This is a genomic window from Bradyrhizobium sp. SRL28 (assembly GCF_018596315.1).
Classification (GTDB): Bacteria; Pseudomonadota; Alphaproteobacteria; order Rhizobiales; family Xanthobacteraceae; genus Bradyrhizobium.
Window position 1 is genome coordinate 569493 of record NZ_JAHEAG010000003.1, and the last position, 25516, is coordinate 595008.

25 protein-coding genes and 1 pseudogene are annotated in these 25516 nt (G+C 63.9%); 15 read left to right on the forward strand and 11 right to left on the reverse strand.

The genetic code is table 11. From position 1 onward, the window contains the following. Nucleotides 1-62 precede the first annotated feature (62 nt). Together KIP88_RS10695 and KIP88_RS10700 are read left to right on the forward strand one after the other, a co-directional pair. Nucleotides 63-1034, forward strand: a complete 972-nt coding sequence (locus KIP88_RS10695) for a bifunctional riboflavin kinase/FAD synthetase (protein WP_214488025.1) — start codon at nt 63-65, stop codon at nt 1032-1034. Then, nucleotides 1031-1579, forward strand: coding sequence for a sugar O-acetyltransferase (locus tag KIP88_RS10700; RefSeq protein ID WP_214487834.1), 549 nt, complete (start codon nt 1031-1033; stop codon nt 1577-1579). Before KIP88_RS10695 ends, KIP88_RS10700 begins: the two co-directional genes overlap by 4 nt. A gap of 25 nt (nt 1580-1604) precedes the next feature. Here the strand turns inward: KIP88_RS10700 and KIP88_RS10705 are convergent, their stop codons facing one another. Both KIP88_RS10705 and KIP88_RS10710 read right to left on the reverse strand, forming a co-directional pair. Beyond that, the gene (locus tag KIP88_RS10705; protein ID WP_214487835.1) at nt 1605-2045 is read right to left on the reverse strand and encodes an RES family NAD+ phosphorylase; all 441 of its coding nucleotides are present in this window, start codon (nt 2043-2045) and stop codon (nt 1605-1607) included. Between the two features lie 9 nt (nt 2046-2054). Continuing rightward, a complete protein-coding gene (locus KIP88_RS10710; protein WP_214487836.1) occupies nt 2055-2399 on the reverse strand; it encodes an MbcA/ParS/Xre antitoxin family protein in 345 nt (114 codons plus the stop codon). A 249-nt stretch (nt 2400-2648) separates the two neighbouring features. Here KIP88_RS10710 and ileS point away from each other — a divergent pair. The 5 genes and pseudogenes from ileS to KIP88_RS10735 form a co-directional block, all read left to right on the forward strand. Next, nucleotides 2649-5633 (forward strand): annotated as a pseudogene (gene ileS, locus KIP88_RS10715) (isoleucine--tRNA ligase); the annotation flags it as partial. A gap of 564 nt (nt 5634-6197) precedes the next feature. Further along, entirely contained in the window at nt 6198-6695 is a 498-nt protein-coding gene (gene lspA, locus KIP88_RS10720; protein ID WP_214487837.1) for a signal peptidase II, read from the forward strand. A 93-nt stretch (nt 6696-6788) separates the two neighbouring features. Continuing rightward, nucleotides 6789-7502, forward strand: a complete 714-nt coding sequence (locus KIP88_RS10725) for a hypothetical protein (RefSeq protein ID WP_214487838.1) — start codon at nt 6789-6791, stop codon at nt 7500-7502. A 181-nt stretch (nt 7503-7683) separates the two neighbouring features. After that, nucleotides 7684-9072 (forward strand): pitrilysin family protein, encoded by a 1389-nt coding sequence (locus KIP88_RS10730; protein ID WP_214488026.1) that lies wholly within the window; start codon nt 7684-7686, stop codon nt 9070-9072. Further along, nucleotides 8994-10439 carry a pitrilysin family protein gene (locus tag KIP88_RS10735; RefSeq protein WP_214487839.1) on the forward strand — a complete coding sequence of 482 codons (1446 nt, stop codon included), beginning with the start codon at nt 8994-8996 and terminating at the stop codon, nt 10437-10439. Before KIP88_RS10730 ends, KIP88_RS10735 begins: the two co-directional genes overlap by 79 nt. Nucleotides 10440-10466: 27 nt before the next feature. On the opposite strand, the gene KIP88_RS10740 is transcribed toward KIP88_RS10735, so the two are convergent. Both KIP88_RS10740 and KIP88_RS10745 read right to left on the reverse strand, forming a co-directional pair. Continuing rightward, a complete protein-coding gene (locus KIP88_RS10740) occupies nt 10467-11681 on the reverse strand; it encodes an ABC transporter substrate-binding protein (protein WP_214487840.1) in 1215 nt (404 codons plus the stop codon). Between the two features lie 40 nt (nt 11682-11721). Beyond that, nucleotides 11722-12639, reverse strand: a complete 918-nt coding sequence (locus KIP88_RS10745; RefSeq protein WP_249790664.1) for an alpha/beta fold hydrolase — start codon at nt 12637-12639, stop codon at nt 11722-11724. 140 nt (nt 12640-12779) lie between these two features. On the opposite strand from KIP88_RS10745, the gene KIP88_RS10750 reads away from it, so the two are divergent. Together KIP88_RS10750 and arfB are read left to right on the forward strand one after the other, a co-directional pair. Continuing rightward, complete coding sequence (locus KIP88_RS10750; protein WP_249790665.1) at nt 12780-13310, forward strand: MarR family winged helix-turn-helix transcriptional regulator; 531 nt, start codon at nt 12780-12782, stop codon at nt 13308-13310. Between the two features lie 59 nt (nt 13311-13369). After that, nucleotides 13370-13789, forward strand: a complete 420-nt coding sequence (arfB, locus tag KIP88_RS10755) for an alternative ribosome rescue aminoacyl-tRNA hydrolase ArfB (RefSeq protein ID WP_214487842.1) — start codon at nt 13370-13372, stop codon at nt 13787-13789. Between the two features lie 64 nt (nt 13790-13853). Here the strand turns inward: arfB and KIP88_RS10760 are convergent, their stop codons facing one another. The 3 genes from KIP88_RS10760 to KIP88_RS10770 all read right to left on the reverse strand — a co-directional run bounded on the left by KIP88_RS10760 (nt 13854) and on the right by KIP88_RS10770 (nt 15106). Beyond that, nucleotides 13854-14390: an RNA polymerase sigma factor gene (locus KIP88_RS10760; RefSeq protein ID WP_214487843.1), complete on the reverse strand. Its 537-nt coding sequence runs from the start codon at nt 14388-14390 to the stop codon at nt 13854-13856. Continuing rightward, nucleotides 14387-14647 (reverse strand): DUF2892 domain-containing protein, encoded by a 261-nt coding sequence (locus KIP88_RS10765; protein WP_214487844.1) that lies wholly within the window; start codon nt 14645-14647, stop codon nt 14387-14389. The genes KIP88_RS10760 and KIP88_RS10765 overlap by 4 nt, the downstream gene beginning before the upstream one ends. 174 nt (nt 14648-14821) lie before the next feature. After that, complete coding sequence (locus KIP88_RS10770; RefSeq protein ID WP_214487845.1) at nt 14822-15106, reverse strand: hypothetical protein; 285 nt, start codon at nt 15104-15106, stop codon at nt 14822-14824. Between the two features lie 551 nt (nt 15107-15657). Between KIP88_RS10770 and KIP88_RS10775 the strand changes: the two genes are divergently transcribed. The 4 genes from KIP88_RS10775 to KIP88_RS10790 are packed head-to-tail and all read left to right on the forward strand — an operon-like array spanning nt 15658 to nt 18578. Next, nucleotides 15658-15993, forward strand: a complete 336-nt coding sequence (locus KIP88_RS10775; RefSeq protein ID WP_374226453.1) for a cytochrome c family protein — start codon at nt 15658-15660, stop codon at nt 15991-15993. Next, on the forward strand, nt 15994-16389 hold the full coding sequence (locus KIP88_RS10780; protein WP_214487846.1) for a VOC family protein: 396 nt from the start codon (nt 15994-15996) through the stop codon (nt 16387-16389). It abuts the gene before it with no gap. A gap of 33 nt (nt 16390-16422) precedes the next feature. Further along, nucleotides 16423-16971: a gluconate 2-dehydrogenase subunit 3 family protein gene (locus KIP88_RS10785; protein ID WP_214487847.1), complete on the forward strand. Its 549-nt coding sequence runs from the start codon at nt 16423-16425 to the stop codon at nt 16969-16971. Between the two features lie 38 nt (nt 16972-17009). Beyond that, a complete protein-coding gene (locus KIP88_RS10790; protein WP_214487848.1) occupies nt 17010-18578 on the forward strand; it encodes a GMC family oxidoreductase in 1569 nt (522 codons plus the stop codon). Nucleotides 18579-18647: 69 nt separating this feature from the next. Here KIP88_RS10790 and KIP88_RS10795 read toward each other — a convergent pair whose 3' ends face one another. Beyond that, nucleotides 18648-18965: a ribbon-helix-helix domain-containing protein gene (locus KIP88_RS10795; protein ID WP_214487849.1), complete on the reverse strand. Its 318-nt coding sequence runs from the start codon at nt 18963-18965 to the stop codon at nt 18648-18650. A gap of 223 nt (nt 18966-19188) precedes the next feature. On the opposite strand from KIP88_RS10795, the gene mutL reads away from it, so the two are divergent. Beyond that, nucleotides 19189-20994: a DNA mismatch repair endonuclease MutL gene (gene mutL, locus KIP88_RS10800; RefSeq protein ID WP_214487850.1), complete on the forward strand. Its 1806-nt coding sequence runs from the start codon at nt 19189-19191 to the stop codon at nt 20992-20994. A gap of 59 nt (nt 20995-21053) precedes the next feature. On the opposite strand, the gene rsmD is transcribed toward mutL, so the two are convergent. Together rsmD and KIP88_RS10810 are read right to left on the reverse strand one after the other, a co-directional pair. Then, nucleotides 21054-21626 carry a 16S rRNA (guanine(966)-N(2))-methyltransferase RsmD gene (gene rsmD, locus KIP88_RS10805; RefSeq protein WP_214487851.1) on the reverse strand — a complete coding sequence of 191 codons (573 nt, stop codon included), beginning with the start codon at nt 21624-21626 and terminating at the stop codon, nt 21054-21056. A 7-nt stretch (nt 21627-21633) separates the two neighbouring features. Beyond that, the gene (locus KIP88_RS10810; RefSeq protein WP_214487852.1) at nt 21634-23757 is read right to left on the reverse strand and encodes a pseudouridine synthase; all 2124 of its coding nucleotides are present in this window, start codon (nt 23755-23757) and stop codon (nt 21634-21636) included. A gap of 153 nt (nt 23758-23910) precedes the next feature. On the opposite strand from KIP88_RS10810, the gene KIP88_RS10815 reads away from it, so the two are divergent. Continuing rightward, on the forward strand, nt 23911-24369 hold the full coding sequence (locus KIP88_RS10815) for a nucleoside deaminase (protein WP_214487853.1): 459 nt from the start codon (nt 23911-23913) through the stop codon (nt 24367-24369). A 151-nt stretch (nt 24370-24520) separates the two neighbouring features. On the opposite strand, the gene KIP88_RS10820 is transcribed toward KIP88_RS10815, so the two are convergent. Further along, nucleotides 24521-25426, reverse strand: a complete 906-nt coding sequence (locus KIP88_RS10820; RefSeq protein ID WP_214487854.1) for an alpha/beta fold hydrolase — start codon at nt 25424-25426, stop codon at nt 24521-24523. Nucleotides 25427-25516: the final 90 nt, after the last annotated feature.

Sequence of the window (25516 nt, forward strand, 5' to 3'; positions counted from 1 at the left end):
GCCGCGCCGAGACCCCAAGAATCTCTGAAAAGTCCCTGAAGAATCCGTGCAGAATCCCTGAAATGACAACTGGTTTTACCGTTATCCGAGACACCACCCCGGCCGCCGAGATCCCCCGCGGGGCCGTGGTCGCGATGGGCAATTTCGACGGCGTCCATCTGGGGCACCGGGCCGTGATCGACGCCGCTTTGCGGATGGGTCGCGCCCACGGCAAGCCGGCTTTTGCCCTCACCTTCGAGCCGCACCCGCGCACCTTTTTCAGCCCGAACAGCCCGCAATTCCGCCTCTCCGACGAGGCCAGCAAGCTGCGGCTGCTGGCCGGGACGGGGCTGGGCGGTGCCGTGGTGATGACGTTCGACAAGAGCCGCGCCGGAACCTCGGCGCAAGATTTCATTCACCATGACCTGATCCAGCGCCTCGGCGTCAGCGGCATTGCGGTCGGCTACGACTTCCATTTCGGCAAGGGCCGTGCCGGCTCACCTAGCCTGCTGGTCAGCGAGGGGCCGCGACTCGGCATCGAGGTCGACGTCCAGGCCCATGTCGATATCGAGGAACGGCCGGTGTCCTCCAGTGCGATCCGCATGGCGCTGGCGGAAGGCCAGATCGACGAGGCCACCGCCATGCTGGGCGGGCCGTGGTTCGTGAGCGGCGAGGTGATCCATGGCGAGAAGCGCGGCCGCGATCTCGGCTACCCCACCGCCAATATCCGCCTCGACAAAAATTGCAGCCTCAAGCACGGCATCTATGCGGTGCGGGTCGGCCGCGGGGCCGAGCGCTTTGACGCGGTGGCAAGCTTCGGGCGCCGCCCAACCTTCGACAACGGCGCGCCGCTGCTCGAAGTGTTCCTGTTCGACTTCAAGGGCGACCTCTATGACACCGTGCTCGACGTCGCCTTCATCAGTTTCATCCGTGACGAGCTGAAATTCGACACCATCGAAGCGTTGATACGCCAGATGGATGACGACAGCGCCAGGGCGCGCGCGGCACTGGCCGCGGCGCCGGACGCCTTTCCCAGGCTCGGAGCGATTGGTTGAACAAGACGGAAAAAGAAAAAATGCTGGCCGGCGAGCTGTACCGGCCCGGCGATCCCGAACTGCAGGCGGATGCCACCGCCAACAAAGCCTGGCTCGCACGCTACAATGCGGCGCTCGCAGCACCCGTGGCTGAGCGGCACGCGCTGCTATCGGCCCATTTCGGCCACGTCGGCACCGGGGCCGTGATCCGCCCGCCGTTCTTCTGCGATTACGGCTACAACATCCGGCTCGGCGACGAGGTGTTTCTCAATTTCAACTGCGTCATCCTCGACGTGGTCGAAGTTGTCATCGGCGACCGCACCCAGATCGGGCCCGCGACGCAAATCTACGCCGCCGACCACCCGCGCGACGCGGAGACGCGGCGGACCGGCCTCGAATTCGGCCGCCCGGTGCGGATCGGCAGCGATGTCTGGATCGGCGGCGGCGCCATCATCCTTCCCGGCGTCACCATCGGTGATGGCGCCGTGATCGGCGCCGGCAGCGTGGTCACGCGGGATGTCGGCCCCGGCGTCATAGTCGCCGGAAACCCGGCCCGGCCCGGCTGAAATGACCGGCTTGACCGCTCCCTTTTCAGGCGAGCAATCGAGGATCGAAAGGCGCTTTGATGATTTCCGCCACTGCAATCTTTGCGGCGTCGGGATGTTCGGGATTCAAAAGGTAATTATTTCCCTTCGCGCTGATTGCCGACGGCACCCGTAGCAGTGCGTTCGTTGCCCGATCGAGCCATCGATCCCCGATTTCTCGGCTCGTCAGCACCTGCGATCGCCAATCTGCAGGCAGGTCGATATCGATGGTCTCGACGGCAATATCGGCGGGAACAACGATACGCAGCAATTGATAGGTAGCCGGCATCAGATCGCGGTCCATGTGGACCAGCATCTCGAGCAACGCGCTGGATGGATGATCGGCGAGATAGACGATCCGCCGGCCCTGCGAGTGCCACCGCCCGGCCGCCCTCAAACCGCCAATGCCTGAAAGATCAGCATAGTTCGAAATGCGCCAGAGCTCCATATTACAAGCTCAGGCAAAAATTCCGTGATCGATCCGTTCAAGCATCTCTCGGACAACCGCCGTGCCCAGTTCATCCTTTAAGAGGTCAAGGGGCCTTTGGCCGGAGAGTGAAGAGTTCGGCCGCGTCAACCAAGCTTCGGCCTTTTCCCCGTCACCGAAAACGCGTTCGGCCAGCGTTCTGATATCAAGAAGCCGAACCAACACCTCAGGTCCCAGACCACCTACCAGCGAAGCAATCTCGCGCGAAAAAACCGGCAATCCCTGCACAGCCTTCAAAAGAATCCCGTTGTTCAGATCTCCGTGCCTCCGAAGCTCCTTCAGCTCTTCCAAAACTTCGGCGGGCGACGCGCTCATGAAATTCTCTCCGTCCATCAATAAATTAGCGTCTTTGGAGGAATCCGCAACTGCACCCCGGCTCAATATGTAGCCCTTTGCGCTTCTCCCTTCCGGCTGCTATGGAAAGCTCCATGTTTGCGCGGCGCACCATCAGCATTAGCGGCCCGGCTTCCGCCTGAGCGTTCTGCTCGGCGCAAGACCGGGTTTTTCCTGCTCAGCCGCTTTCCCCCGCGTTTCAGCGCCGTTACGAGCCAAACCAGAGCATTCATGTCCCAAAATCCGCAAAAGTCCGAAGCTGCCGACTATTCCAAGACCCTGTTCCTGCCCCAGACGGAATTCCCGATGCGCGCCGGCCTGCCGCAGCGCGAGCCGGAAATCCTCAAATACTGGAACGAGATCGACCTCTACGAAAAGCTGCGAAAGGACGCCGACGGCCGCGCCAAATTCGTGCTGCATGACGGACCGCCCTACGCCAACGGCAACATCCATATCGGCCACGCGCTGAACAAGATCCTCAAGGACGTGGTGACCAAGAGCCAGCAGATGCTGGGCTTCGATTCCAACTACGTGCCGGGCTGGGACTGTCACGGCCTGCCGATCGAATGGAAGATCGAGGAAGAGAACTACCGCTCCAAGGGCAAGCCGAAGCCGGACTTCCGCGACTCCACCGCGATGGTGGCGTTCCGAAAGGAATGCCGCGCCTATGCGACGCACTGGCTCAACGTCCAGCGCGAGGAATTCAAGCGGCTCGGCATCATCGGCGACTGGGATCACCCCTACGCCACCATGAGCTATCCGGCCGAAGCGCAGATCGCGCGCGAACTGATGAAGTTCGCCGCCAACGGCACGCTCTATCGCGGCTCCAAGCCCGTGATGTGGAGCGTGGTAGAGAAGACCGCGCTGGCCGAAGCCGAGGTCGAATACGAGGACTACACTTCGGATCAGGTGTGGGTGAAATTCCCGGTCACCTCGCCGGCGCATGGCGTGCTGGCCGAGGCGTCCGTGGTAATCTGGACCACGACGCCGTGGACGCTGCCGGGCAACCGCGCCATCTCGTTCTCGCCGAAGATCGCCTATGGTCTTTACAAGGTCACCGACGCGCCCGCTGACAATTGGGCAAAGAACGGCGATCTCCTGATCCTCGCCGATGCGCTCGCAGGTGAAGTATTCAAACAGGCGCGCGTTACCGCCTATGAGAAGGTGCGCGACCTGCCGGGCGACACGCTGGACGCAGTGGAATGCGCCCATCCGTTGCGAGGCTTCAGCGGCGGCTACGAATTCACCGTCCCTCTGCTCCCCGGCGACCACGTCACCGACGACACCGGTACCGGCTTCGTGCATACCGCACCGGGCCACGGCCGCGAGGACTTCGACGCCTGGATGGCGAACGCGCGCGAGCTGGATCAACGCAGCATCAACACCGCGATTCCCTACACCGTCGACGAGAACGGCGCCTATACCGACCATGCGCCGGGCTTCACGGGAAAACGCGTGATCAACGACAAGGGCGAGAAGGGCGACGCCAACGACGCCGTGATCAAGGCGCTGGTCGAGGCCGGCAAGCTGCTGGCGCGCGGCCGGCTCAAGCATCAATATCCGCATTCCTGGCGCTCGAAGAAGCCAGTGATCTTCCGCAACACGCCGCAATGGTTCATCGCGATGGACAAGGACATTGCGGTCGACGGCAAGACGAAGCCCGGCGACACGCTGCGCGCTCGCGCGCTGCATGCGATCTCGGTGACGCAGTGGGTGCCGCCCGCAGGACAAAACCGCATCAACGGCATGATCGCCGGCCGCCCGGACTGGGTGATCTCGCGCCAGCGCGCCTGGGGCGTGCCGATCGCCGTGTTCGTGCGCGAGAAGGGCGACGGCGCAGCCGAGATCCTGCAGGACGAAATCGTCAATCAGCGCATTGTCGAAGCTTTCATGGAGGAAGGCGCCGACGCCTGGTACATGGACGGCGCGCGCGAGCGCTTCCTTGGGGAACGCGCGGCTGAGGAATGGAAGAAAGTCGACGACATCTGCGACGTCTGGTTCGATTCAGGCTCGACGCACGCCTTCGTGCTGGAGGACCGTCAGAACTTTCCCAATCTCGGCAACATCGTCCGCAAGATCGATGGCGGCGACGACACCGTGATGTATCTGGAAGGGTCGGACCAGCATCGCGGCTGGTTTCATTCCTCGCTGCTGGAAAGCGCCGGCACCCGCGGCCGCGCGCCGTATGACGTGGTGCTCACCCACGGCTTCACGCTGGACGAGAACGGCCGCAAGATGTCGAAATCGCTCGGCAACACCGTCGAGCCGCAGAAGGTGATGAAGGATTCGGGCGCGGATATCCTCCGCCTCTGGGTCTGCGCCACCGACTATGCCGACGATCAGCGCATCGGGCCGGAGATCCTCAAGAACACCATCGAAACCTATCGCAAGCTGCGCAACTCGATCCGCTGGATGCTCGGCACGCTGCATCATTTCGATCCCGCCGATGCAGTCGCGCATGCCGACATGCCCGAGCTGGAACGCTTGATGCTGCATGAGCTGGCGAAACGCGCCGCTATCGTGCGGCAGGCCTATGCCGAGTTCGACTACAAGACGGTGGTCGCGACGCTTGCGGCGTTCATGAACACCGAATTGTCGGCGTTTTATTTCGACATTCGCAAGGACGCGCTCTATTGCGATCCGCCGTCCTCGGTCACGCGCAAGGCGGCGCTGACCGCGATCGACACCATCTGCGATGCGATCCTGCGCTGGCTGGCGCCGGTGCTCAGCTTCACCTGCGAAGAAGCGTGGCGGATGTACAGGCCGGACGCCGAGCCGTCGGTGCACCTGACACTGTTCCCGGAAGGTTTTGACCAGTTCCGCGACGATGCGCTCGCCGCGAAATGGGAGACGATCCGCGACGTCCGCCGTGTCGTCACCGGCGCACTCGAACTCGAACGCGCCGCCAAGAACATCGGCTCCTCGCTGGAGGCTTCGCCGCTGATCTATGTGTCGGACACGAACATCTTCAGCACGTTGTTCGACGTCGATCTGGCCGAAGTCTGCATCACCTCGAACGCAATGGCGACCAACGACGACGCGCCGGCCGGCGCGTTCACCCTCCCCGACGTGCCCGGTGTCGCCGTCGTGGTTGAAAAGGCCGTGGGCACCAAATGCGCCCGGTCGTGGAAGATCCTGCCGACCGTCGGTGAAGACGCCGAGTATCCCGACGTCTCGCCGCGCGACGCGCAGGCCCTGCGCGAGTGGAAGGCGCTTGCCGAAGGCGAGAAGCCGGTTGAAGCAGTCGAAGCGCCCGCCGCACCTGTCGGGCTGATCGAAACGCAACACGTCGAACAAGAGCAGCAATCACAGGAGCCGCCTGAGCAAGCCGGCTCGGAAAACGTGACGGCTGCCAAGCCCGACACGAAAGTCCGGGCCAGGAAGACTCTGGAAAGCGCGGAGGCTGAGGAGGCCGAGAGACCGGCCAAAGCCAAGAAGGTCGCAGCGGCCAAGAAGGCTGTCGAAGCCGAAGAGGCCATTGAAGCCGAAGCCAAGAAGCCCAAAAAGGCCAAAGCCAAGAAGGCCAAGACTAAGAAAACCACGGCCAAGAAACCCGAGGCTAAGAAAGCCGTAGCCAAGAAAGCCAAGGCCACGAAGGCTGCCAAATCCAAAAAAGCGTCTTCGGTAACGAAGGGGGCCAAGAAGGGGGCTGCAAAGGCTGCGGCCAAGAAGGCAAACAAGAAAAAAACGACCAAGAAGCCGGGAACGAAGCCGCCGGCGACCAAGGCAAAAAAGAAGAAGAAGAAGAAGGCCAGATAAGTGTCCGGCAAGGAGCGCGCCATGACCCCTCACCTCCGCGCCGGCGTCATCGCCGCGGTCGTCGCGCTGGTGCTCGATCAGGCCTCGAAGCTCTGGCTGCTCTACGTGTTCGACCTCGCCCAGCGCGGCGCGGTCAGGGTCACGCCGTTCTTCGACCTGGTGCTGGCCTGGAATGTCGGGATCAGCTTTGGCTGGTTCCAGAGCGATAACCAGCTTGCCCAGGTCGCCCTGATGGCGATCAAGGCGATTGCCGTGATCGTGCTGGGGATCTGGATGGCGCGCTCCAGCACGCTGCTGGCGACGCTGGCGCTCGGCCTGATCATCGGCGGCGCGGTTGGCAATGGCATCGACCGCTTCCTGCATGGCGCGGTGGTCGATTTCGCCCTGTTCCACATCGAGATCGGGGCAAAAACCTTCAATTGGTACGTGTTTAACCTTGCGGATGTGGCCATTGTTGCCGGGGTAGCGGGCCTATTGTATGATTCCTTCCTGGGGGTACCCGCCGCAAAAGCGCCCTGATCCCGGCCGATACGAACCCCTGCGGTATGGGGCTATTGCGCTCCTCAAGGTCGGCCCCCGCGTGTTGCAGAAATTATGAATGGGAACAGCGCGATGCGCGAGACCGAAGCCCGCTTCTGGATGCTGCAGACCAGCTCGCTGAGCCGGGCCCTGCGGTTTGCCGCCATTGCCCTCGGCATAGGCCTCGTGATGGCCGCCGGCCCTGTGCGCGCGGCCGATGATGAGGACGAAGACGACAAGACCTTCGAGGAAAAGATCATCGAAGGCATCATGCGCGGCATCGGCGGCACCAACATGGAAAACCGCGGCATCGAGTACCGCGAGCGTTCCCCCCTGGTGGTTCCCCCCAAGCTCGATTTGCCTCCGCCGGCCGCGACCGCGGCCGAAGTGAAGGCGCCGAACTGGCCAAAGGATCCCGACGAGCAGCGCCGCAAGGCAGCCGTCGCGGCGCGCAAGAAAGAGAACAAGGACCCGCGCGAAGCGGCCCGCATCCTGACGCCGGCCGAACTCGCGGTGGGCAAGACCGCGGCGCCCTCGCGCAAGGACAACGATCCGGTGCAGCCCGGCACCACGAACACCAATCCGATCCTGAGCCCGTCGGCGCTCGGCTATACCGGCGGCTTCAGCGGACTGTTCGGCGGCAGCAAGACCGAGACGGCCCCGTTCAAGGGCGAGCCGACGCGGGATTCGCTGACCCAGCCTCCGCCCGGCTACCAGACGCCGTCGTCGAACTTTGCCTACGGCACCGGACCGAAGGAATCGCTCAACAAGGAATACAACCCGTCCAAGGGCAAGTATGGCGAATAGTTAAGCATGGCGAATAGTTAAGCCGATCTCTCGCCTTCGTGACGATTGCCGGTTACCGGCGCGGTGTACGGTGCCGCGGCTTGATCCCGAACGATCTTGTCGGGTTACTTCTAACATTTGCGCGAATTCCCGCCGCAGGACCGGTAACCCGTTTTGCGGAACACTCGCCAGATAGGTCATGATGTCTTCAAACCGCTTTGCCGCCTCTCTCGTTGCAGCCTTCATCTCGACGTTCGCTTTCTCCGCCGGCAGCGCATTCGCCCAGACCACGGTCACGTCGGAACGTCCCGCCAGCTTCACCCTCGACAACGGCCTGCAAGTGCTGGTGATCCCGGATCACCGCACACCCGTCGTCACGCAGATGATCTGGTACAAGGTTGGCTCCGCCGACGAGACGCCGGGCAAATCGGGACTGGCGCACTTCCTCGAACATCTGATGTTCAAGGGGACGGCCAAACATCCCGCCGGTGAGTTCTCCCAGACCGTGCTGCGGATCGGCGGCAACGAAAACGCGTTCACCTCGCTCGACTACACCGGCTATTTCCAGCGCGTACCGCGCGAGCAACTGGCGAAAATGATGGAGTTCGAGGCCGACCGCATGACCGGCCTCATCCTCAAGGATGAGAACGTGCTTCCCGAGCGCGACGTCGTGCTGGAAGAGTTCAACATGCGCGTCGCCAACAATCCGGACGCGCGGCTGACCGAACAGATCATGGCGGCGCTGTATCTCAACCATCCCTATGGCCGGCCGATCATCGGCTGGCGCCAGGAGATCGAGAAGCTCGACCGCGAGGATGCATTGGCGTTCTACAAGCGCTTCTACGCGCCGAACAACGCGATCCTGGTGATTGCAGGCGACGTCGACGCCAAGGAAGTCCGCCCGATGGTGGAAAAGGCCTATGGCGGCATCCCGGCGCAGCCGGCGATATCGGCGCATCGCGTCCGTCCGCAGGAGCCGGTGCCTGCCGCGCCGCGCACGGTGACGCTATCCGACCCGCGCGTCGAACAGACCAGCCTTCGGCGCTATTATCTCGTCCCCTCCTCCACGACCGCTGCGGCCGGCGAAGGCCCCGCGCTCGACGTGCTCGCACAATTGATGGGCGGCGGCTCCAACTCCTATCTCTACCGCGTGCTGGTGATCGACCGTCCGCTCGCGATCAGCGCCGGCGCCGGTTACCAGGGCACCTCGCTGGATCCATCGCAGTTCTCGATCTCGGTTTCGCCAAAGCCCGGTGTGGAGTTTTCGCAGATCGAGCAGGCGATCGACGGCGTCATTGCGGACGTTATCCAGAATCCCGCCCGCGCCGAGGATCTCGAGCGGGTCAAGACCCAGTTGATTGCGGAAGCGATCTACGCCCAAGACAATCAGGCCACGCTGGCGCGCTGGTATGGCGGCGCGCTGACGACGGGGCTTTCGATCGACGATATCAGGAGTTGGCCGGACCGGATTCGTGCCGTTACCGCCGAACAGGTCCGTGACGCCGCGCAGAAATGGCTCGACAAGAACCGCTCAGTGACCGGCTATCTGGTCAAGGATGCCGCACCGAAACGCGAGGAGAAGCGCTCGTGATCCGTTTTTCGATTGGCGCGCAGCGCCTCGCATCCGGCCTGATCACCGGCGCAGTGCTACTCGTGCTGGCAGCGACGCCCTCACACGCCGCAGCAAAGATCCAGCGGCTGGTCTCGCCTGGCGGTATCGAGGCCTGGTTCGTGCAGGACGCCACCGTGCCCCTGATTGCGATGGAATATGCCTTCAGCGGCGGCGCCGCCCAGGACCCATCGGGCAAATCCGGCGTCGGCAACCTGGTCGCCGGCCTGCTCGACGAGGGCTCCGGCGAACTCGATTCGAAAACCTTTCACGAGCGCCTCGAGCGCCGCGCCATCGAGTTGAGCTTCTCGTCGACCCGCGATTACTTCCGCGGCTCGCTCCGCATGCTCAAGGACAACAAGGACGAGGCTTTCGGCCTGCTGAATCTGGCGCTGACCTCGCCGCGTTTCGACGCCGCCGACGTCGAGCGCATTCGCGCCCAGGTGCTCTCCGGGCTGCGCCGCGACACCACCAACCCGACCTCGCTGGCGAGCCGCAAATTCCTCGAAGTCGCTTTCGGCGATCATCCCTATGGCAGGCAGGCCAACGGTACGCTCGACAGCGTGCCGAAGATCGATGTCAGTGACATGAAGGATTACGTCCGCCGTGTGATTGCGAAGGATAATCTGCGCATCGCCGTGGTCGGCGATGTCGATGCCGATACGCTCGGCAAGCTGCTGGACAAGACGTTCGGCGGATTGCCGGCCAAGGCCAGCCTGACGCAGGTCACCGAGGTCGAGGCCACCAAGCCGCCGCAGCGCGCGTTCGTACCGCTCGACGTGCCGCAGACCGTGGTGACGTTCGGCGGGCCCGGCATTCGCCGCCACGATCCGAATTTCATGGCCGCCTATGTCGTGAACCACATCCTCGGCGGCGGCGGGATGTCGTCGCGGCTCTACAGGGAAGTGCGCGAAAAGCGTGGCCTGGCCTATTCGGTCTATCAATCCCTGCTCTGGATGGATCGCTCCGCTTTGTTCATCGGCAACACCGGCACCCGCGCCGACCGCGCCGGCGAGACCGTCGACGCGATCGAAAAGGAAGTCCGCCGCATGGCCGAGGAAGGCCCGACCCAGATGGAGCTGGACGAGGCCAAGTCATACCTCAAGGGCTCGCAGATGCTGGCGCTCGATACCTCCTCGAAGCTCGCGCAGGCGCTGCTGCAGTACCAGCTCGACAAGCTGCCGATCGATTACATCGAAAAGCGCAACGCCATCGTCGACGCCGTGACGCTCGACGACGCCAAGAAGGCCGCGCAGAAGCTCTGGGGCCAAGGCCTGCTCACCGTCGTCGTCGGCCGCGCCCCGCAGGCCGCCGCCCAGCCCGCCGCGGCGCCGCCGAAGGCGAACTAGGCCGCGCACTTATAAACCGGCTGGCGGTCAGCGGTTCGCGCTGCTGACCAGGGGGCATTTGCTCGCTGAGAGGGGCCACACGGTCTCCTCAGGAGGGATGCTGCGGAGGACCTCGAAGTAGTCCCAGGGATACTTCGAGTCGGAAGGCTTCTTCACCCGGACGAGATACATGGTGCGGGTGATGCGGCCGTCCTCGCGGATAGCAGCGTTTTCGGAGAAGACGTCCTCAATCGGAATGGTCCGCATCGCGGCCGCGACCCGGTCGGCATCGTCGGTGCCGGCGCGGGCGACGGCCTTGAGATAGTGGCGTACCGCGCCATAGACGCCGGCATGCAGCATCGAGGGCATCATGCCCGTCCTGGCCATGAACTGCTTCGACCATGCGCGCGTCGCATCATTCATGTCCCAGTAGGATGACGTCGTCAGGTAGGTGCCTTGCGCATCCTTGAGCCCGAGCGCGTGCACGTCCTGGAGAAACAGGATCAGTGCAGCAAGACTCTGCCCGCCCTGCACGAGCCCGAACTCGCCCGCCTGCCGCATCGCGGTGACGGTGTCGTTGCCGGCGTTGGCGAGGCCGACCACCTTGGCGCCCGAGGCTTGCGCGCTCAGCAGGAATGACGAGAAATCCGATGTGTTGAGCGGATGGCGCGCGGCGCCCACCACCTTGCCGCCGGCCGCGGTGATGACCCCGGTCGCATCGTTCTGGAGCTGATGCCCGAATGCGTAGTCCGAAGCCAGAAAGAACCAGGACGCGCCCCCGTTCTTGACGACCGCGGATGCGGTCCCGTGCGACACCGCATAGGTGTCGTAGGTCCAGTGGAAGCCGAAAGGCGAGCACTGCTCATTGGTCAATGCGGTGGTACCGGCGCCGGAATAGAGGACGATCCGCTTCTTCTCGCGCGCAAGGCCCTGGATCGCAAGCGCGACGCCCGAATTCGGCACGTCCACGATCGTATCGACACCTTCGACATCGAACCAGCGGCGGGCGACCGCCGTGCCGACATCCGCCTTGTGCTGGTGATCCGCCGAGATGACCTCCACCGGCTTGCCGAGGACCTTGCCATCGATCTCCCGCACGGCCATCTCGGCAGCGACCAGTGACCCCTTGCCGGTGATGTCGGCGGTAACGCCCGCCATGTCGGTCAAGACGCCGATCCTGACGACATCGCCACTGATCTGGGCCTGAGCCGCGACCGGAAGCATCAGGGCGAGAAGCACACCGCCGAGGACATTCAATCTCATTTCTTGTTTCCTCCAATTCCGTGCGTATCGCGCGATGGCGTCAGCATCCGACCGCATCGAGCCAGGCAAGGATGATGGCAGCGAGATCATCGCTATTGTCTTCGATCATCATCATGTGGCCGTTGCCGTTGATACCGCGGTCCGGCAGCCACACGAATTCGGCGCCGAGATAGCCGGCGGTGCTCTCGTCGACCTCGCGCGGATGGCGCGGATCGCACTCCCCTGTCACGATCAGGATAGGCTTGCCGCGCAGGTTCTTCGGATCGCCGATCTTGAGCCCGCGCCCTCCGATGTTGAAACGTTCGTTCAGGATGCGCGGGCTCTCCGGCACGATCGAAGAACAATAGCGTTCGAATGCGGAGATTGGGAAACGCGGTGCGTTGGCCCAGGAGGCGGCCGCAAATTCGGCGCTCAGCCATACCGGCCTGTCCTCCGCCGCATAGACCGGGCGGCCGGCGCTTGCATCGTCTTGCAACGCAAGGATGGCGGCCGGATCCTCGGGCAGATCCTTCAGCAGATTGCCCGGCGGGCCGGGTGCGATACCGACAACCGCGCTGACAAGATCGGGCCGCCGCTCTGTCATCCACCAGGCCATGGGGCCGCTCGCGGAATGCACGACGAGCACGGCCGGGCCGATCTCCTCGAGCAGCGCGAGCAGCGACGTGGCGACATCTTCAGTTCCAAGTCGCGGGAAGTCCGGCCGCTGCGGCGAGCGGCCATGGCCGGGCCAGTCCGGCACGAACACGTCCCGGCCTGCGGCCGCGAAGCGCTCTGCCCATCCGGCCCTCAGATCAGGCGTTGCTAGATAACAGCTGCCTGTGTGGCCCGCGCCGTGCACCGCCACGATCGGAATCTTGCCCGGCGCTCCACGAGGCGGCCGCACGTGATCGACATAGATCGGATGCGTTCTTGTACCCGAGTAGAAGCACCGGGATTCCTGTCCATGCAACGCGTCCATGATCTTCTGCCGAGCCCGCACTCTATCTACCCGATCTTCCATGGCCAGCGCCGGCCGTCCCTGTGGATCGGCCGCGATTTAAGATGACCCCAACCGGAAAAGCAATTAGAAAGTCACATATGAGACCATTAAAGTCACAAATGAGACTATCTGGGAAAGCGAAGAACAGCACGAGCGCGCGAGTTCTGCAGGAACGGGAGGCGAACGGGATCGCCGCCGTGCGCGGCGGCACCGAGATCAAGATCGCCTACAAGATGGGCTATGTGCTGAACTTCTACCGGGAGCCGTCGTTTCGGAAGATCGAGATGGAGCTTGGCCTTACGCGGCCGGAGATCGTTACCCTGATCTTCCTGAATTTCCGCGAGGGCGTAACCGCGAGCGACATCTGCGAGTTCTCGGGTCACCTCAAGGCCAATATCAGCCGCGGGATCATTGCGCTGGAAAAGAAGAAGCTGTTGCGCCGCGATACCGACAGATCAGACAATCGTCGGCAGCAATTGTTCATGACGCCCGCCGGCCGGACGCTTTACGCGAAATACATCCCGGCGCTCCGCGAGCGAGAGCAGGCGATGCTGGCCTGCCTGACGCGAACCGAGCGCAAGGAGTTCGAACGCCTCCTTGACAAGCTTGCAGACCATGTACCGCACTGGGCGGCCCTCGACGAACTGTGACGTCCCTCGCAAAACCGCTATGGTGCTGCCGATTCTCCCTTGCGCCCCCGGTGAACGCCATGCTGCGGGTTTCCCGCGACCTCACGATCGACGAAAACGATATCGAGATCGGCTTCGTCCGCGCCTCCGGCCCGGGCGGGCAGAACGTCAACAAGCTCGCTACCGCAGCCCAGCTCCGTTTCGATACGCGCAAGATCACGCTGCCGGAGGACGCCGCCCTGCGGCTGAACCGGATTGCCGGCCAGCGCATGACCAAGGATGGCGTGATCGTGATCCACGCCCAGCGCTTCCGCACCCAGGAACGCAACCGCGCCGACGCCATCGATCGCCTGCTCGAAATGCTGCGCGAAGCCATGGTAAGGCCGATACCGCGGCGCGCCACCAAGCCGACCTTCGGCTCGAAGCAGCGAAGGCTGGAAGGCAAGAAGCGCCGCAGCGACGTCAAGGCGAAGCGCAACACCGCTCGCTTCGACGATTGAGGATCGGATTTATATTTTGACGCGTTTTCTTGACGCGAACCGGAATCCACTTCGCTGAAAAACGCTATGAGTCCCGCACCAGATATTCCCGGATCATCAATCGCGCGCGGTGAATGCGCGCCTTGACGCTTTCGCGCGTCAAAGCGAGAACGCCGGCGATCTCGTCGATCGACAATTCCTCGATATCGCGCAGCAGGATCACCTCGCGGTAGTGGTCGGGCAAGGATTGGATGGCGCGGGAAAGATCGATGCGAATGTCTTCGGGCGCGAGATGCGCCAGCCGCATCTCCACATCGTCGGCCGGAGTGTCCGCCATTCCCGCCGATTGGCGCAGCAGGCGAAGGCAGGCGCGGCGGGCGACCGCAAACAGCCACGCCGAGAACGACGTCACCGCGCGCAGCGTTCCGACCCGCCGGTACAGCAGCAACAGCGTTTCCTGAACCGCGTCATCAATGTCGGCCGCGCGGCAGTTGCGCGCGGCATAGCGGCGGATGTCGGGCTGGGCCGCGGCGATCAGCGAGACCAGCGCATCGGCGTCGCCGCCGCGCGCGGCCTCGATCAGCGAGGGGTCGCAACGCCCTGCTCCGGCCAGCGCCGTCATGGCGAGGGGAGCCTGCGACCGACCATGGCGCACATCGGGCAAAAGCCGAAAAAGCCGGTCAGTATAGCGACCGCGCCGGTGCCCGCGATCAGATAGCCGGCCATCGTGCCGGGCATGCTAAGCAGCCCGGGCATGCCGAGCAGCCCGGGCATGCCGAGCAGCCCGGGCATGCCGAGTAGCCCGTACGCGATCATGACAACGCCACCGATCGTCCGCATCGCCCGCTCCCAGCCCGGTAAATTCTTGCGATAAAACATAACAGCTCCCTTTGATTCAGCGAGAGAACTTCAATGCGTTCTCATCCCATAGAGCCAACCAGCCGCCCTTTCGGTTCGCGGAGTTCGGGCCAAGGCATAAAAAAACTCCGGCCGCCCATGGCGACCGGAGTTTGGAGAGCAACCCGGCGGAGGAGACGGGTGTTCTCCTGGCGCTTATCGGCTGGTCGCTGGAGGGGTAGCCGCCCCGCCCGTGGTCTTGGCAGCTCCGTGAGGCGTTCCGCTGCCGGCTCCGACCGTGCCCTTCATGCCGGTCTTCGCGCCGGCCTTTTGGCCGGCGGTGTCCTCGTCGATGCTGCCCGACGCGCCGCCCTGCATCTGGGTGGTGCCCTTTGCACCGCCGCGGATCTGCGTGTCGGATGAGGCGCCTTGCGCCAGTACCGGACCGGCAAGCAGGGCCGAGATTGCAACCGCGATCGCCGAGGTTTTCACTAGCTTCATCCAATTCTCCCAATTTCTGGTTGGCGATGAACGGCTCGGTGACTTCAGGCGCCGTTCGACACCCGAACATGCTCATCGCCGGATCAGTCATTTCGCGAACGGCGCGCTCGCTATGCAAGCCGCGCGGTGTGGTGATCGTGCAGGGATTTCGGGGTCATTTTGCGAATCCTTGACCGCATATGCGGCGCCGCAGCATCTTCAGGAAAGTTCCGTAAAAATCATTTGACCACATGCATTTGACCGCTAGCGACGGCGAGGCGGGGACAGCGCACGCGCCGCAGCGAGAACGGCAGCGCTCGCCCCACTGAGCCGCCCGCCACGTCAGTCAGTTCGCAGGCGGTCAGGGCTATCGCATCTGCGATCGGAAGATCAGGCCGCCCGGCCGCCTGGAGCCCAGCCGCTTTTTGTTCTGTCGTGAAACAGCCCGCTACTACCACCGCTTATTTTCCGCGACCTACAGTCTGCGCACGTCAACGGTGAAGCACATGACGAAGCTGCGCACGATACGGGCAATCGGGCTGGGATTTTGCGCCGCGCTGCTTGCCGTGACGATGGCCGGCGCACAGATGCCGCTGCCCCCCGCCAAGCCACCGGATGGGACGACGCTGTTCAAGCAGCAATGCGCGACCTGCCATACCACCAACCTGTCTGACCCGACCCGGCAGGGGCCGTCGCTGTTCAAGATCGTCGGCAAGCCGGCGGGCAAGGCGGACGGCTTTCGCTATTCCGCCGGCTTCGCCGAGGCCAACTTCGTCTGGGACGCCGCCAGGCTTGATGCCTATCTCGCCAATCCCCAGGCGATGGTCCCAGGCTCCAACATGGCCTACCGCCAGCCCAAGGCGGAGACCCGCACCGCCATCATCGCCTATCTGAAGGAGCTGAACTGAATGGCAAAGCCCGTTCACTCGATGATCCGCGTGTTCGACGAAGCGAAATCGCTGGACTTCTACACGCGCGCTTTCGGACTTGAGGTGGCCGACCATCTCAAGTTCGACGATTTCGCGCTGATCTATCTGCGCCATCCCTCCTCGCCCTTCGAGGTCGAACTGACCGTCAACTTCGATCGCAAGGAGCCCTACGCGCTGGGCGACGGCTACGGCCATCTTGCCGTCATTGTCGATGATGTCGACGCCGAACACGCAAGATTTGCGCGCGAAGATCTCGCGCCCGGGCCGCTGCGCGACTTCAAGCATGACGGCAGGACGCTGGCGCGCTTCTTCTTCGTCGCCGATCCCGATGGCTACAAGATCGAAGTGATTCAACGAGGTGGCCGCTTCGGTTAATCGCAATCAACAAGCAATTAATGGAGGACACAAATGAGAGAAGTCGATCGTCGAAGCAAATATGATCGCCGCGTCTTCCTGAAGGGCGCGGCCACGGCGGTGCCGGCCGTCGCGATCGCGACCAGCGCGGGCCTTACTGTCAGCGACGCCTGGGCCGACGACGCCACCACGCTGACGCCGGCGACGCTGAAGACGCTGGTGAAGGTCGCGCGCGACATCTATCCGCACGATTTCCTCGGCGACAGCTACTACATCGCCGCAATCAAGCCGTGGGACGGCAAGGCGGCGAAAGATCCGGACACAAAGGCGCTGATCAATGACGGCGTCGCGCGCCTGGATCAGGAAGCCAACGATCGCCACAAGGTTCCCTATGCACAGGTACAGTGGGAAACCGACCGCGTGGCGCTGTTGCAACGCATCGAGCCGACCCCCTTCTTCCAGAAGGTTCGCGGCGACCTCGTCGTCTCCCTCTACAATCAGAAAGAGCTCTGGCCGAAGTTCGGCTACGAGGGTTCCTCCGCCGAGCACGGCGGCTACATCCAGCGCGGCTTCGCCGACATCGACTGGCTCCCGAAGGCTTAAAGCGCCGCGGGCAACGAACAGTCAGGGAGGAATTCAACATGGCAAAATTCGATCAGAATGACAGCGGCGTGGTCGTGATCGTCGGCTCCGGCGCGGGCGGCGGAACGCTTGGCAATGAGCTCGCGCAAAAGGGCGTCAAGGTCGTGATCCTTGAAGCCGGAGCGCGCATCGAGATGCAGGATTTCGTCAACGATGAGTGGGAGAGCTTTACCCAGCTCGCCTGGTCGGACATGCGCACGACCTCCGGAAGCTGGCGTGTCGCCAAGGACTTCGCCAACCTGCCGGCCTGGATCGTCAAGGCGGTCGGCGGCTCTACGACGCATTGGGCCGGCGCCTCGCTGCGCTTCGACGAGCACGAGTTCAAGGCCAAGACCACCTACGGCAGCATCCCGGGCGCCAATCTGCAGGATTGGCCGATCACGCTCGCCGAAATGGAGCCGTGGTACGCCAAGGCCGAGGACAAGATGGGCGTCACCCGCACCAACGGCATTGCGGGGCTGCCCGGCAATAACAATTTCAAGGTAATGGAAGCCGGCGCCAAGAAGCTCGGCTACAAGTCCGTGCACACCGGCAACATGGCGATCAACAGCGCGCCACGCGACGGGCGCGGGGCCTGCCAGCAGATCGGCTTCTGCTTCCAGGGCTGCAAGTCGGGTGCGAAATGGTCGACGCTCTATACCGAGATCCCCCGGGGCGAGGCGACCGGAAATCTCGAAGTGCGCCCCAACAGCATGGCGATCAAGATCGAGCACGACGCGTCCGGCAAGGTGACCGGCGTTGTCTATGCCGACCAGAGCGGCGCGATGCAGCGTCAGAAGGCGCGCGTGGTGGCGGTCGCGGGCAACTCGATCGAGAGCCCGCGGCTATTGCTCAACAGCGCCTCGACCATGTTCCCGGACGGCCTTGCCAACTCGTCCGGGCAGGTCGGCCGCAACTATATGCGGCACATGACCGGCAGCGTGTACGCGGCGTTCGAGAAGTCGGTGCACATGTACCGCGGCACCACCATGGCCGGCATTATCAAAGACGAAGCCAAGAACGACCCCAAACGCGGTTTCGTCGGCGGCTATGAGATGGAGACGCTTTCGATCGGCGTGCCCTTCATGGCGGCGTTCCTGAATCCCGGCGCGTGGGGACGCTCCTTCACGTCAGCGATGGAATCCTATCCGCGGATGGCCGGCATGTGGCTGGTCGGCGAGGACATGCCGCAGGAAACCAACCGCATCACGCTGGATCCGAAGGCCAAGGACAAGTTCGGCATGCCGGTGGCGAGCGTGCACTTCGACGATCATCCCAACGACGTCGCGATGCGCAATCACGCCTACAAGCAGGGGGCCGCCGTCTACGAGGCCGTCGGGGCCACCGTGACCTATCCGACGCCCCCCTACCCGAGCACGCATAACCTCGGCACGGTCAGGATGAGCGAAAAGCCTGGGGATGGCGTGGTGAACAAGTTCGGCCAAGCCCACGACGTCAAGAACCTGTTCATCTCCGACGGCAGCCAGTTCACCAGTGGCGCGGCCTGCAATCCGACACTGACGATCGTCTCGCTGGCGATCCGGCAGGCGGACCACATCGCCGGCGCTATGCAGCGCAAGGAGATCTAATTCCCGCAAACGGAAGCGGCTCGGTCCGGGATGGACCGAGCCGCTTTTTTCTTTCAGATCGGACGGAAACTATTCGGCGGCGTCGAGAATGACGGGGGCGCTGCCACGAAACTCCGGCACGACGACTGCGCTCTTGGCGCGATAGATCAGGCAGGAACAGCGCAGCAGCGAGGCGAAATTCTTGACCTCGCCATGGTGGTCGAGGACCTCGTCGTGCAGCGTGGTGAGGAACTTTGCGAGGCTCATCCCCTCCTTCGCCGCGATCTCCTCCAGCGTGTCCCAGAACGATATTTCCAGCCGGATCGAGGTGGAATGGCCGCCCATCCGCAGCGACCGGGTCTGCGATTCATAGTCGCGTTGAGGCTGGTGCGCGAACAGGTGGCACATGGGGTTCCTCCGGTCAGATTATAATTTTTCTAAACGATATACCTGACCACGCGACCTCACAATCCCAAGTCACGGTGACCGGCCGAGAGCGAACCTCAGCATCTTCAAGGCGATAGTCTGCCTTCATCCCCAGCCGGGCATTGTTTCGGCTTCTTCCCATGCATTTGCCACCCCGGCCGCCTAGAATGGCGGTTCAACCTCGAATCGACGCTCAAGCCCGCCCATGCCCGTCCGCCAGCTCCCCGAACAGGTCGTCAACCGCATCGCCGCTGGCGAGGTGGTCGAACGTCCCGCGAGCGTCGTGAAGGAACTGGTCGAAAACGCCATCGACGCCGGTGCCAGCCGCGTTGACATCTTCACCGATGGCGGCGGCAGGCGGCGGATCGGCATCACCGACGACGGTAGCGGTATGACATCAGCCGACCTCGCGCTCGCCGTCGACCGCCACGCCACATCCAAGCTCGACGACGAGGATTTGCTGCGCATTCGCACGCTGGGGTTCCGCGGCGAGGCCCTGCCCTCGATCGGCGCGGTGGCGCGGCTCGGCATCACCACGCGCCACGCCAGCGAGCCGCACGCTTGGTCGCTGTCGGTCGAAGGCGGTGCAAAATCGCAGATCATGCCGGCCGCGCTGTCGCAAGGCACCCGCGTCGAGGTCAACGATCTCTTTTACGCGACACCTGCCCGGCTAAAGTTCCTCAAAACCGACCGCACCGAGGCCGAAGCGATCCGCGAAGTGGTGCGGCGGCTGGCGATGGCGCGGCCCGATATCGCCTTCACGCTCGCCGGCGAAGAACGCGCGCCAGTGACCTGGGCCGCGGCGCTGCCCGGCGCAGCGGGCCGGCTGACGCGGCTCGGCGATATCCTGGGCAGCGATTTCCGTTCGAGCGCCATCGAAGTACGCGCCGAGCGCGAAAGCGTCGTGGTCGAGGGCTTTGCCGCAGCGCCGTCGCTGACCCGCGCAAACGCGCTCGGGCAATATCTTTTCGTCAACGGCCGCCCGGTGCGCGACAAGCTTATCCTGGGCGCGGTGCGCGCGGCCTATTCGGATTACCTGCCGCGCGACCGTCATCCTGTCGTGGCGCTGTTCGTGACGCTGGAGCCGCAGGAGGTGGACGCCAACGTGCACCCAGCCAAGACCGAGGTGCGCTTCCGCAACGCCGGCCTCGTCCGCGCGCTGATCGTGCATGCACTGAAAGACGGCCTCGCCCGCGAGGGCCGGCGTACCGCCGCCAATACCGACGGCGCGGCGCTGTCGGCGTTTCGCCCGTCCTTCACGCCGCGTCCGACCAACTGGGACTGGCGCAGTTCGCCGGCCTATCCGGTCGGGCCTGCGCCCTCGTTCGCAGGCGCAGCCGCACTTGCCGAAACCGGGCAAGCCGCCTTCGACGTCGGCGCGCCGACCGCCGACGTGCGCTTCGAGGCGCAGCCCTCTGCCGACCTGCTCGACCGCCCGCTGGGCGCGGCGCGGACGCAGATCCACGAAACCTACATCGTCTCGCAGACCCGCGATGGACTCATCGTCGTGGACCAGCACGCCGCGCATGAGCGCATTGTCTATGAGAAGCTGAAGGCGTCGCTGGCGAAGAATGGCGTGCAGCGGCAGATATTGCTGATCCCCGAGATCGTCGAGCTGGATGAGGCCACCGTCGAAAAACTGCTCGCGCGTGCCGATGAACTGGCATCGTTTGGATTGGCAATCGAATCCTTCGGCCCCGGCGCGGTAGCGGTACGCGAGACGCCGTCGCTGCTCGGCAAGACCAACGCGGCAGGGTTGCTACGCGATCTCGCCGAGCACATGGCCGAATGGGACGAGGCGCTGCCGCTGGAGCGGCGTTTGATGCACGTCGCGGCCACCATGGCCTGCCACGGCTCGGTCCGCGCCGGCCGCCGCCTCAAGCCGGAGGAAATGAACGCGCTTCTGCGCGAGATGGAAGACACGCCGAATTCCGGCCAGTGCAACCACGGCCGGCCGACGTATGTGGAATTGAAGCTGAGCGATATCGAGAAGCTGTTCGGGCGGCGATAAGGAATCGTAGGGTGGGTTAGCCGAAGGCGTAACCCACCAATGCTTGCGAGATCGGCGGATTACGCTGCGCTAATCCGCCCTACAAATTTCAAAAATACAAACTCCGTATCGTCATACGCCCGTCGCTCCAGCTCCTCGAAACCTTCGGGCGCGGCGAACGCCGCCGCCTTCGCCTCCTCCACCACCAGCAACGCGCCCGGCGTCAGCCAGCCGCCATCGCGCAGCGAGGCAAGCGCCTTCTCCGCAAGTCCCTTGCCATAGGGCGGATCGAGAAACGCCAGCGAGAACGGCTCAACCGGATGCGCCGGGCCGAGATTGGTGGCATCGCGGCGATAGACTTTCGTCACGCCGCCAAGGCCGAGCGCCTCGACATTGTTGCGCAACAGCGCACGCGCTTCCGCGCCGTTGTCGACGAACAGCGTGAAAAGAGCCCCGCGCGATACCGCTTCGATGCCAAGCGCGCCGGTGCCGGCGAACAGGTCGAGCACGCGCGCGCCTTCGATCGGGTCGTCATAGGCGTGGACAAGAATGTTGAACACGGATTCGCGCAAACGATCCGCCGTCGGGCGAATCTCCCGCGAAGAGGGCGAGGCCAGATTACGGCCCTTCAATCGTCCACCGACGACGCGCATCGGCCAGCTACTCGTCCTGCGGCTTCAGATCGCGTTTGCCGTGATAGCCGCGCTTTGCGCGGCGCGGCGGGCCGTAGCCGTTGGCCTCTTCCTCGTTGCGGGCGCGGGCCTCCTCGCTGCCGGTGCGCTGCACCAGCACGCGGCGGCCCTTGCGGTCGGCGATCAGCGCACTTTTCCCTGCCGGCTTGAACGGCTTCTTGCTGCGCGGCGCGTCAGTCTCTTCGTCGTCGGATTTTTCGCCCGGCATCGGCCGGTTGAAATCGGCGCCGGCGAGCGTTGCGATCTTCTCGCCGAGCTGCTCGCGCAATACACGCGTCTTGACCTCCTCGACCTGGCCCTCGGCGATTTCGCCGAGCTGGAACGGTCCGTAGGAGACGCGGATCAGCCGGTTCACCTCGAGGCCGAGATGGGCCATGACGTTGCGGACCTCGCGGTTCTTGCCTTCGCGGATCGCAAACACCAGCCAGACATTGGCGCCCTGGTCGCGCTCCAGCGTCGCGTCGATCGAGCCGTATTTGACGCCGTCGACCTCGACGCCCTTCTTGAGTTCATCGAGCTGCGCCTGCGTGACTTCGCCATGGGCACGGACGCGATAGCGCCGCAGCCAGCCGGTGTCGGGCAGTTCGAGCGCGCGTGCGAGGCCACCATCATTGGTCAGCAGCAGTAGCCCCTCGGTATTGAAATCGAGCCGGCCGATCGAGATCAGCCGCGGCAGGCCTTCCGGCAGATTGTCGAACACCGTCGGCCGCCCCTCGGGGTCGGCATGCGTTGTCATCAGGCCGCGGGGCTTGTGATACATGAACAGCCGCGTCCGCTCGCGCGGCGGCAGCACCTTGCCGTCGACGGCGATGGTGTCATTGGCAGTGACGTCGAGCGCCGGCGAATTGATCACGCGGCCGTTGACGGTGACGCGGCCCTGCGTGATCCATTCCTCGGCATCGCGCCGCGATGCGAGGCCGGCGCGGGAAACCACCTTGGCGATGCGCTCGCCGGATTTCTTGACGCGTGGCGGCTGCGGCGTGCGCTTGTCGAATTCAGGTTGGCGCTCGCGATAGGCGCCACGGCCGCCGAACGCCGGACGTTTTGCAAAAATCTTGCTGTCGTCCTCGTTCTCGCGACGCGGCCGATCGTCACCCGCTTCACTGCGCGGATGCTCCTGCCAGTCGGTGCGGCCCTCCGGCCGCTGACGGGGGCGATCGAATTTCGGGCGATCTTCACGTGGTCGATCGAATTTCGGCCGCTCACGAAATGGACGATCACCCGCCGGGCGATCCTCGCGCGAGCGCGAAAAGCGCGGACGCTCCTCGCCGCCGCGGTCGTCGCGCTTCTGCCATGGCTTCGAATCGCCGCGGTCGGCACCAAAATTCTTGCGCGGCCCTCGGTCAGGCGCACCGCGCGAGAACTTCTTGTCACCGCCAAATTTTCTCTCAGGCCGATCACCACGGGGGCGATCGCCATCGCGCGACGGCCGGGCGCTAAAGGGCCGATCGCCACGCGGACGGTCGCCGACTTTGCGAAAACCTTCGCCACGCGGCGTATAGGGCCGCTTCTCCCCGCCACCTTCTCGCGGGGTATAGGGCTTCTTGTCGCCAAACTTCCTGTCGGAAAAACGTCCAGCCGGGCGTGCATCGTCGCGATCCCCAGGGTCGCCCTTGCGATCCCGGCGCGGCGGACGGTCGTCGCGGTTAAAATTCGGACGGTCGCCGCGTGGCTTGAACGAACGCTTGTCGCCACCGCCACGATCTTCACGCGGCTTGAACGAACGCTTTTCACCATCGTCACCGCGTGACGGACGGCCAGCAAATGGCCTGTCACCACGCGGACGCGGCGCATCGCCAAAGTCCCGGCGCGGCGGACGATCATCGCCGTCGCGCTTGCCGCCGTAAGGTTTTCCACCGCCGGAATATGGCTTCTTGCCAAATGACTTCGCGCCGTCGGACTTCCCGGCATAGGGACGCCGCTCGCCGTCGCCTTCACCTTTTCCGGCAAACCCGCGCTTGGCGAACTTCTTCTCAGGCCCCCTCGCCGCCCCGGAGCGGCCTTTGCCGCCGCCGCCGGCGCGGCCCGTGCCGCTGCCGGGCCGGTCACGCCGGCCGCGGGAATCGTTGTTTTTGTCGTTATCGCGGGGCATGAATGGTCTCTCGGGTACAGATGAAATGGCTATCAGGCGGATGCGGATAGGCTGTCAAAGCGGTAACGCGCGCGCACTTCGCTCAAGGCGCATTCTCACGCAAAACCGGCATCCACGTTTGCTGAAGGCGCAGCTAGTAGCAGGTTTCTTCCGATGATACGAGGCATGACTGCCCCTTCTTTCATGGATTTGGCGCTGAAAACGGCCGAAAACGCCGGAAAAGCCGGCGAAGTTCCGATCGGGTGCGTCATCGTCAGGGATTACGAGGTCATCGCCGCGGCGGGCAACCGGACGCTGACCGACCGCGATCCGACCGCGCACGCCGAGATCCTGGCGATCCGGCAGGCGGCCGAGGCCATCGGCACCGAGCGGCTGGTCGATTGCGACCTCTACGTCACCCTGGAGCCCTGCACCATGTGCGCCGGCGCGATCTCGTTCGCCCGGATCCGGCGGCTCTATTACGGCGCAGCCGATCCCAAGGGCGGCGCGGTGGATTCCGGCGTGCGGTTCTTTGCGCAGCCAACCTGCCACCACGTGCCGGAGGTTTATTCCGCGGTCGGGGAGACCGAAGCGGCGACGCTGCTCAAGGAGTTTTTCAAGGTGAGGCGGTAGGCGATCGGCGCCGCCAAACACTCCACTGTCATCATCCGCGAAGGCGGATGATCCAGTATTCCAGAGACGATAGTGATTGACCGGGAGGCCGCGGCGTACTGGATACCCGCCTTCGCGGGTATGACGAGTTGGGCCCATCCGAGCTACGAACTCATGTCGCCAGGAAAAACTCCCGCAACAACTTCGCCGTCGCTTCCGGATTTTCCTCCGTCAGAAAATGCCCGGAATCCACCGGCGCTCCCCTGACATTCGTCGCCCATTTCTTCCACGTATCGAGCGGCGTCGCAGCCGCGCTCGCAACACCGGCATCGCCCCACAGCGCCAGCATCGGGATCGTGATCTTTTTACCGGCATCGAAATCCGCCTTGTCGATCTCGTAGTCGGCATAGGCGCCGGCGCGGTAGTCTTCGCACATCGCGTGTATACGGGCGGGATCACGGAATGGCGCCAGATAATGGTCCAGCGCGCGCGGATCGATAGCGTCCAGCGTCTTCGACTTGGTCTGGCTCGCCATCTTCCACTTGAGGAAGAACTCTCCATTGCTGGCGACCAGCGTTTCCGGCAGCGGATGGGGCTGCGCCAGAAACGCCCAATGATAGATCTTCAGCGCAGAGAGCCGGTTCATCTTCTCCCAATAATCATAGGTCGGTGCAATATCGAGCACGGCGAGCTTCGACAGCCGGCCCGGATGATCGAGCGCCAGCCGGTACGACACACGCCCGCCGCGGTCGTGACCGGCGAGCGCGAAATGCACATGGCCGAGCTGCTCCATCGCCTCCACCATGACCTTCGCCATCGCGCGCTTGGTGTAGGGCGTGTGGTTGTCGTCGCTGCGCGGCATGTCCGACCAGCCATAGCCCGGCAGATCGGCAATGATCAGCGTGAACTGGTCTGCAAGCTGCGGCGCAACCGGGTGCCACATCACATGCGTGGACGAGAATCCGTGCAGCAGCAACAACGGCGGCCCCTTGCCGCCGACGCGGGCAAAGATGCGGCCCGACGAGGTGTTGATCCATTCGGAGGCGTATCCGGGAAACAGATCGGCAAGATCGGACATGGACGCTCCTTTGGCGGCCGTGGCTGTTGCTTCAAACTTTGTTTGCCGTTGCCGCTGGTGAAACGCAGGTTTATGCCATTCCTCAAGCCC

Bases quoted from the DNA above. Each gene is read 5' to 3' on its own strand.
- mutL (WP_214487850.1), top strand. From the start codon at position 19,189: ATGCCCGTCCGCCAGCTCCCCGAACAGGTCGTCAACCGCATCGCCGCT.
- KIP88_RS10750 (WP_249790665.1), top strand. From the start codon at position 12,780: ATGAGACTATCTGGGAAAGCGAAGAACAGCACGAGCGCGCGAGTTCTG.
- KIP88_RS10780 (WP_214487846.1), top strand. From the start codon at position 15,994: ATGGCAAAGCCCGTTCACTCGATGATCCGCGTGTTCGACGAAGCGAAA.
- KIP88_RS10735 (WP_214487839.1), top strand. From the start codon at position 8,994: ATGGCTCGACAAGAACCGCTCAGTGACCGGCTATCTGGTCAAGGATGC.
- KIP88_RS10820 (WP_214487854.1), bottom strand. From the start codon at position 25,426: ATGTCCGATCTTGCCGATCTGTTTCCCGGATACGCCTCCGAATGGATC.
- KIP88_RS10695 (WP_214488025.1), top strand. From the start codon at position 63: ATGACAACTGGTTTTACCGTTATCCGAGACACCACCCCGGCCGCCGAG.
- KIP88_RS10795 (WP_214487849.1), bottom strand. From the start codon at position 18,965: ATGTGCCACCTGTTCGCGCACCAGCCTCAACGCGACTATGAATCGCAG.
- KIP88_RS10765 (WP_214487844.1), bottom strand. From the start codon at position 14,647: ATGTTTTATCGCAAGAATTTACCGGGCTGGGAGCGGGCGATGCGGACG.
- KIP88_RS10705 (WP_214487835.1), bottom strand. From the start codon at position 2,045: ATGGAGCTCTGGCGCATTTCGAACTATGCTGATCTTTCAGGCATTGGC.
- rsmD (WP_214487851.1), bottom strand. From the start codon at position 21,626: ATGCGCGTCGTCGGTGGACGATTGAAGGGCCGTAATCTGGCCTCGCCC.
- KIP88_RS10710 (WP_214487836.1), bottom strand. From the start codon at position 2,399: ATGAGCGCGTCGCCCGCCGAAGTTTTGGAAGAGCTGAAGGAGCTTCGG.
- lspA (WP_214487837.1), top strand. From the start codon at position 6,198: ATGACCCCTCACCTCCGCGCCGGCGTCATCGCCGCGGTCGTCGCGCTG.
- KIP88_RS10775 (WP_374226453.1), top strand. From the start codon at position 15,658: ATGGCCGGCGCACAGATGCCGCTGCCCCCCGCCAAGCCACCGGATGGG.
- KIP88_RS10730 (WP_214488026.1), top strand. From the start codon at position 7,684: ATGTCTTCAAACCGCTTTGCCGCCTCTCTCGTTGCAGCCTTCATCTCG.
- KIP88_RS10785 (WP_214487847.1), top strand. From the start codon at position 16,423: ATGAGAGAAGTCGATCGTCGAAGCAAATATGATCGCCGCGTCTTCCTG.
- KIP88_RS10725 (WP_214487838.1), top strand. From the start codon at position 6,789: ATGCGCGAGACCGAAGCCCGCTTCTGGATGCTGCAGACCAGCTCGCTG.
- KIP88_RS10740 (WP_214487840.1), bottom strand. From the start codon at position 11,681: ATGAGATTGAATGTCCTCGGCGGTGTGCTTCTCGCCCTGATGCTTCCG.
- KIP88_RS10815 (WP_214487853.1), top strand. From the start codon at position 23,911: ATGATACGAGGCATGACTGCCCCTTCTTTCATGGATTTGGCGCTGAAA.
- KIP88_RS10810 (WP_214487852.1), bottom strand. From the start codon at position 23,757: ATGCCCCGCGATAACGACAAAAACAACGATTCCCGCGGCCGGCGTGAC.
- arfB (WP_214487842.1), top strand. From the start codon at position 13,370: ATGCTGCGGGTTTCCCGCGACCTCACGATCGACGAAAACGATATCGAG.
- KIP88_RS10770 (WP_214487845.1), bottom strand. From the start codon at position 15,106: ATGAAGCTAGTGAAAACCTCGGCGATCGCGGTTGCAATCTCGGCCCTG.
- KIP88_RS10745 (WP_249790664.1), bottom strand. From the start codon at position 12,639: ATGGACGCGTTGCATGGACAGGAATCCCGGTGCTTCTACTCGGGTACA.
- KIP88_RS10760 (WP_214487843.1), bottom strand. From the start codon at position 14,390: ATGACGGCGCTGGCCGGAGCAGGGCGTTGCGACCCCTCGCTGATCGAG.
- KIP88_RS10790 (WP_214487848.1), top strand. From the start codon at position 17,010: ATGGCAAAATTCGATCAGAATGACAGCGGCGTGGTCGTGATCGTCGGC.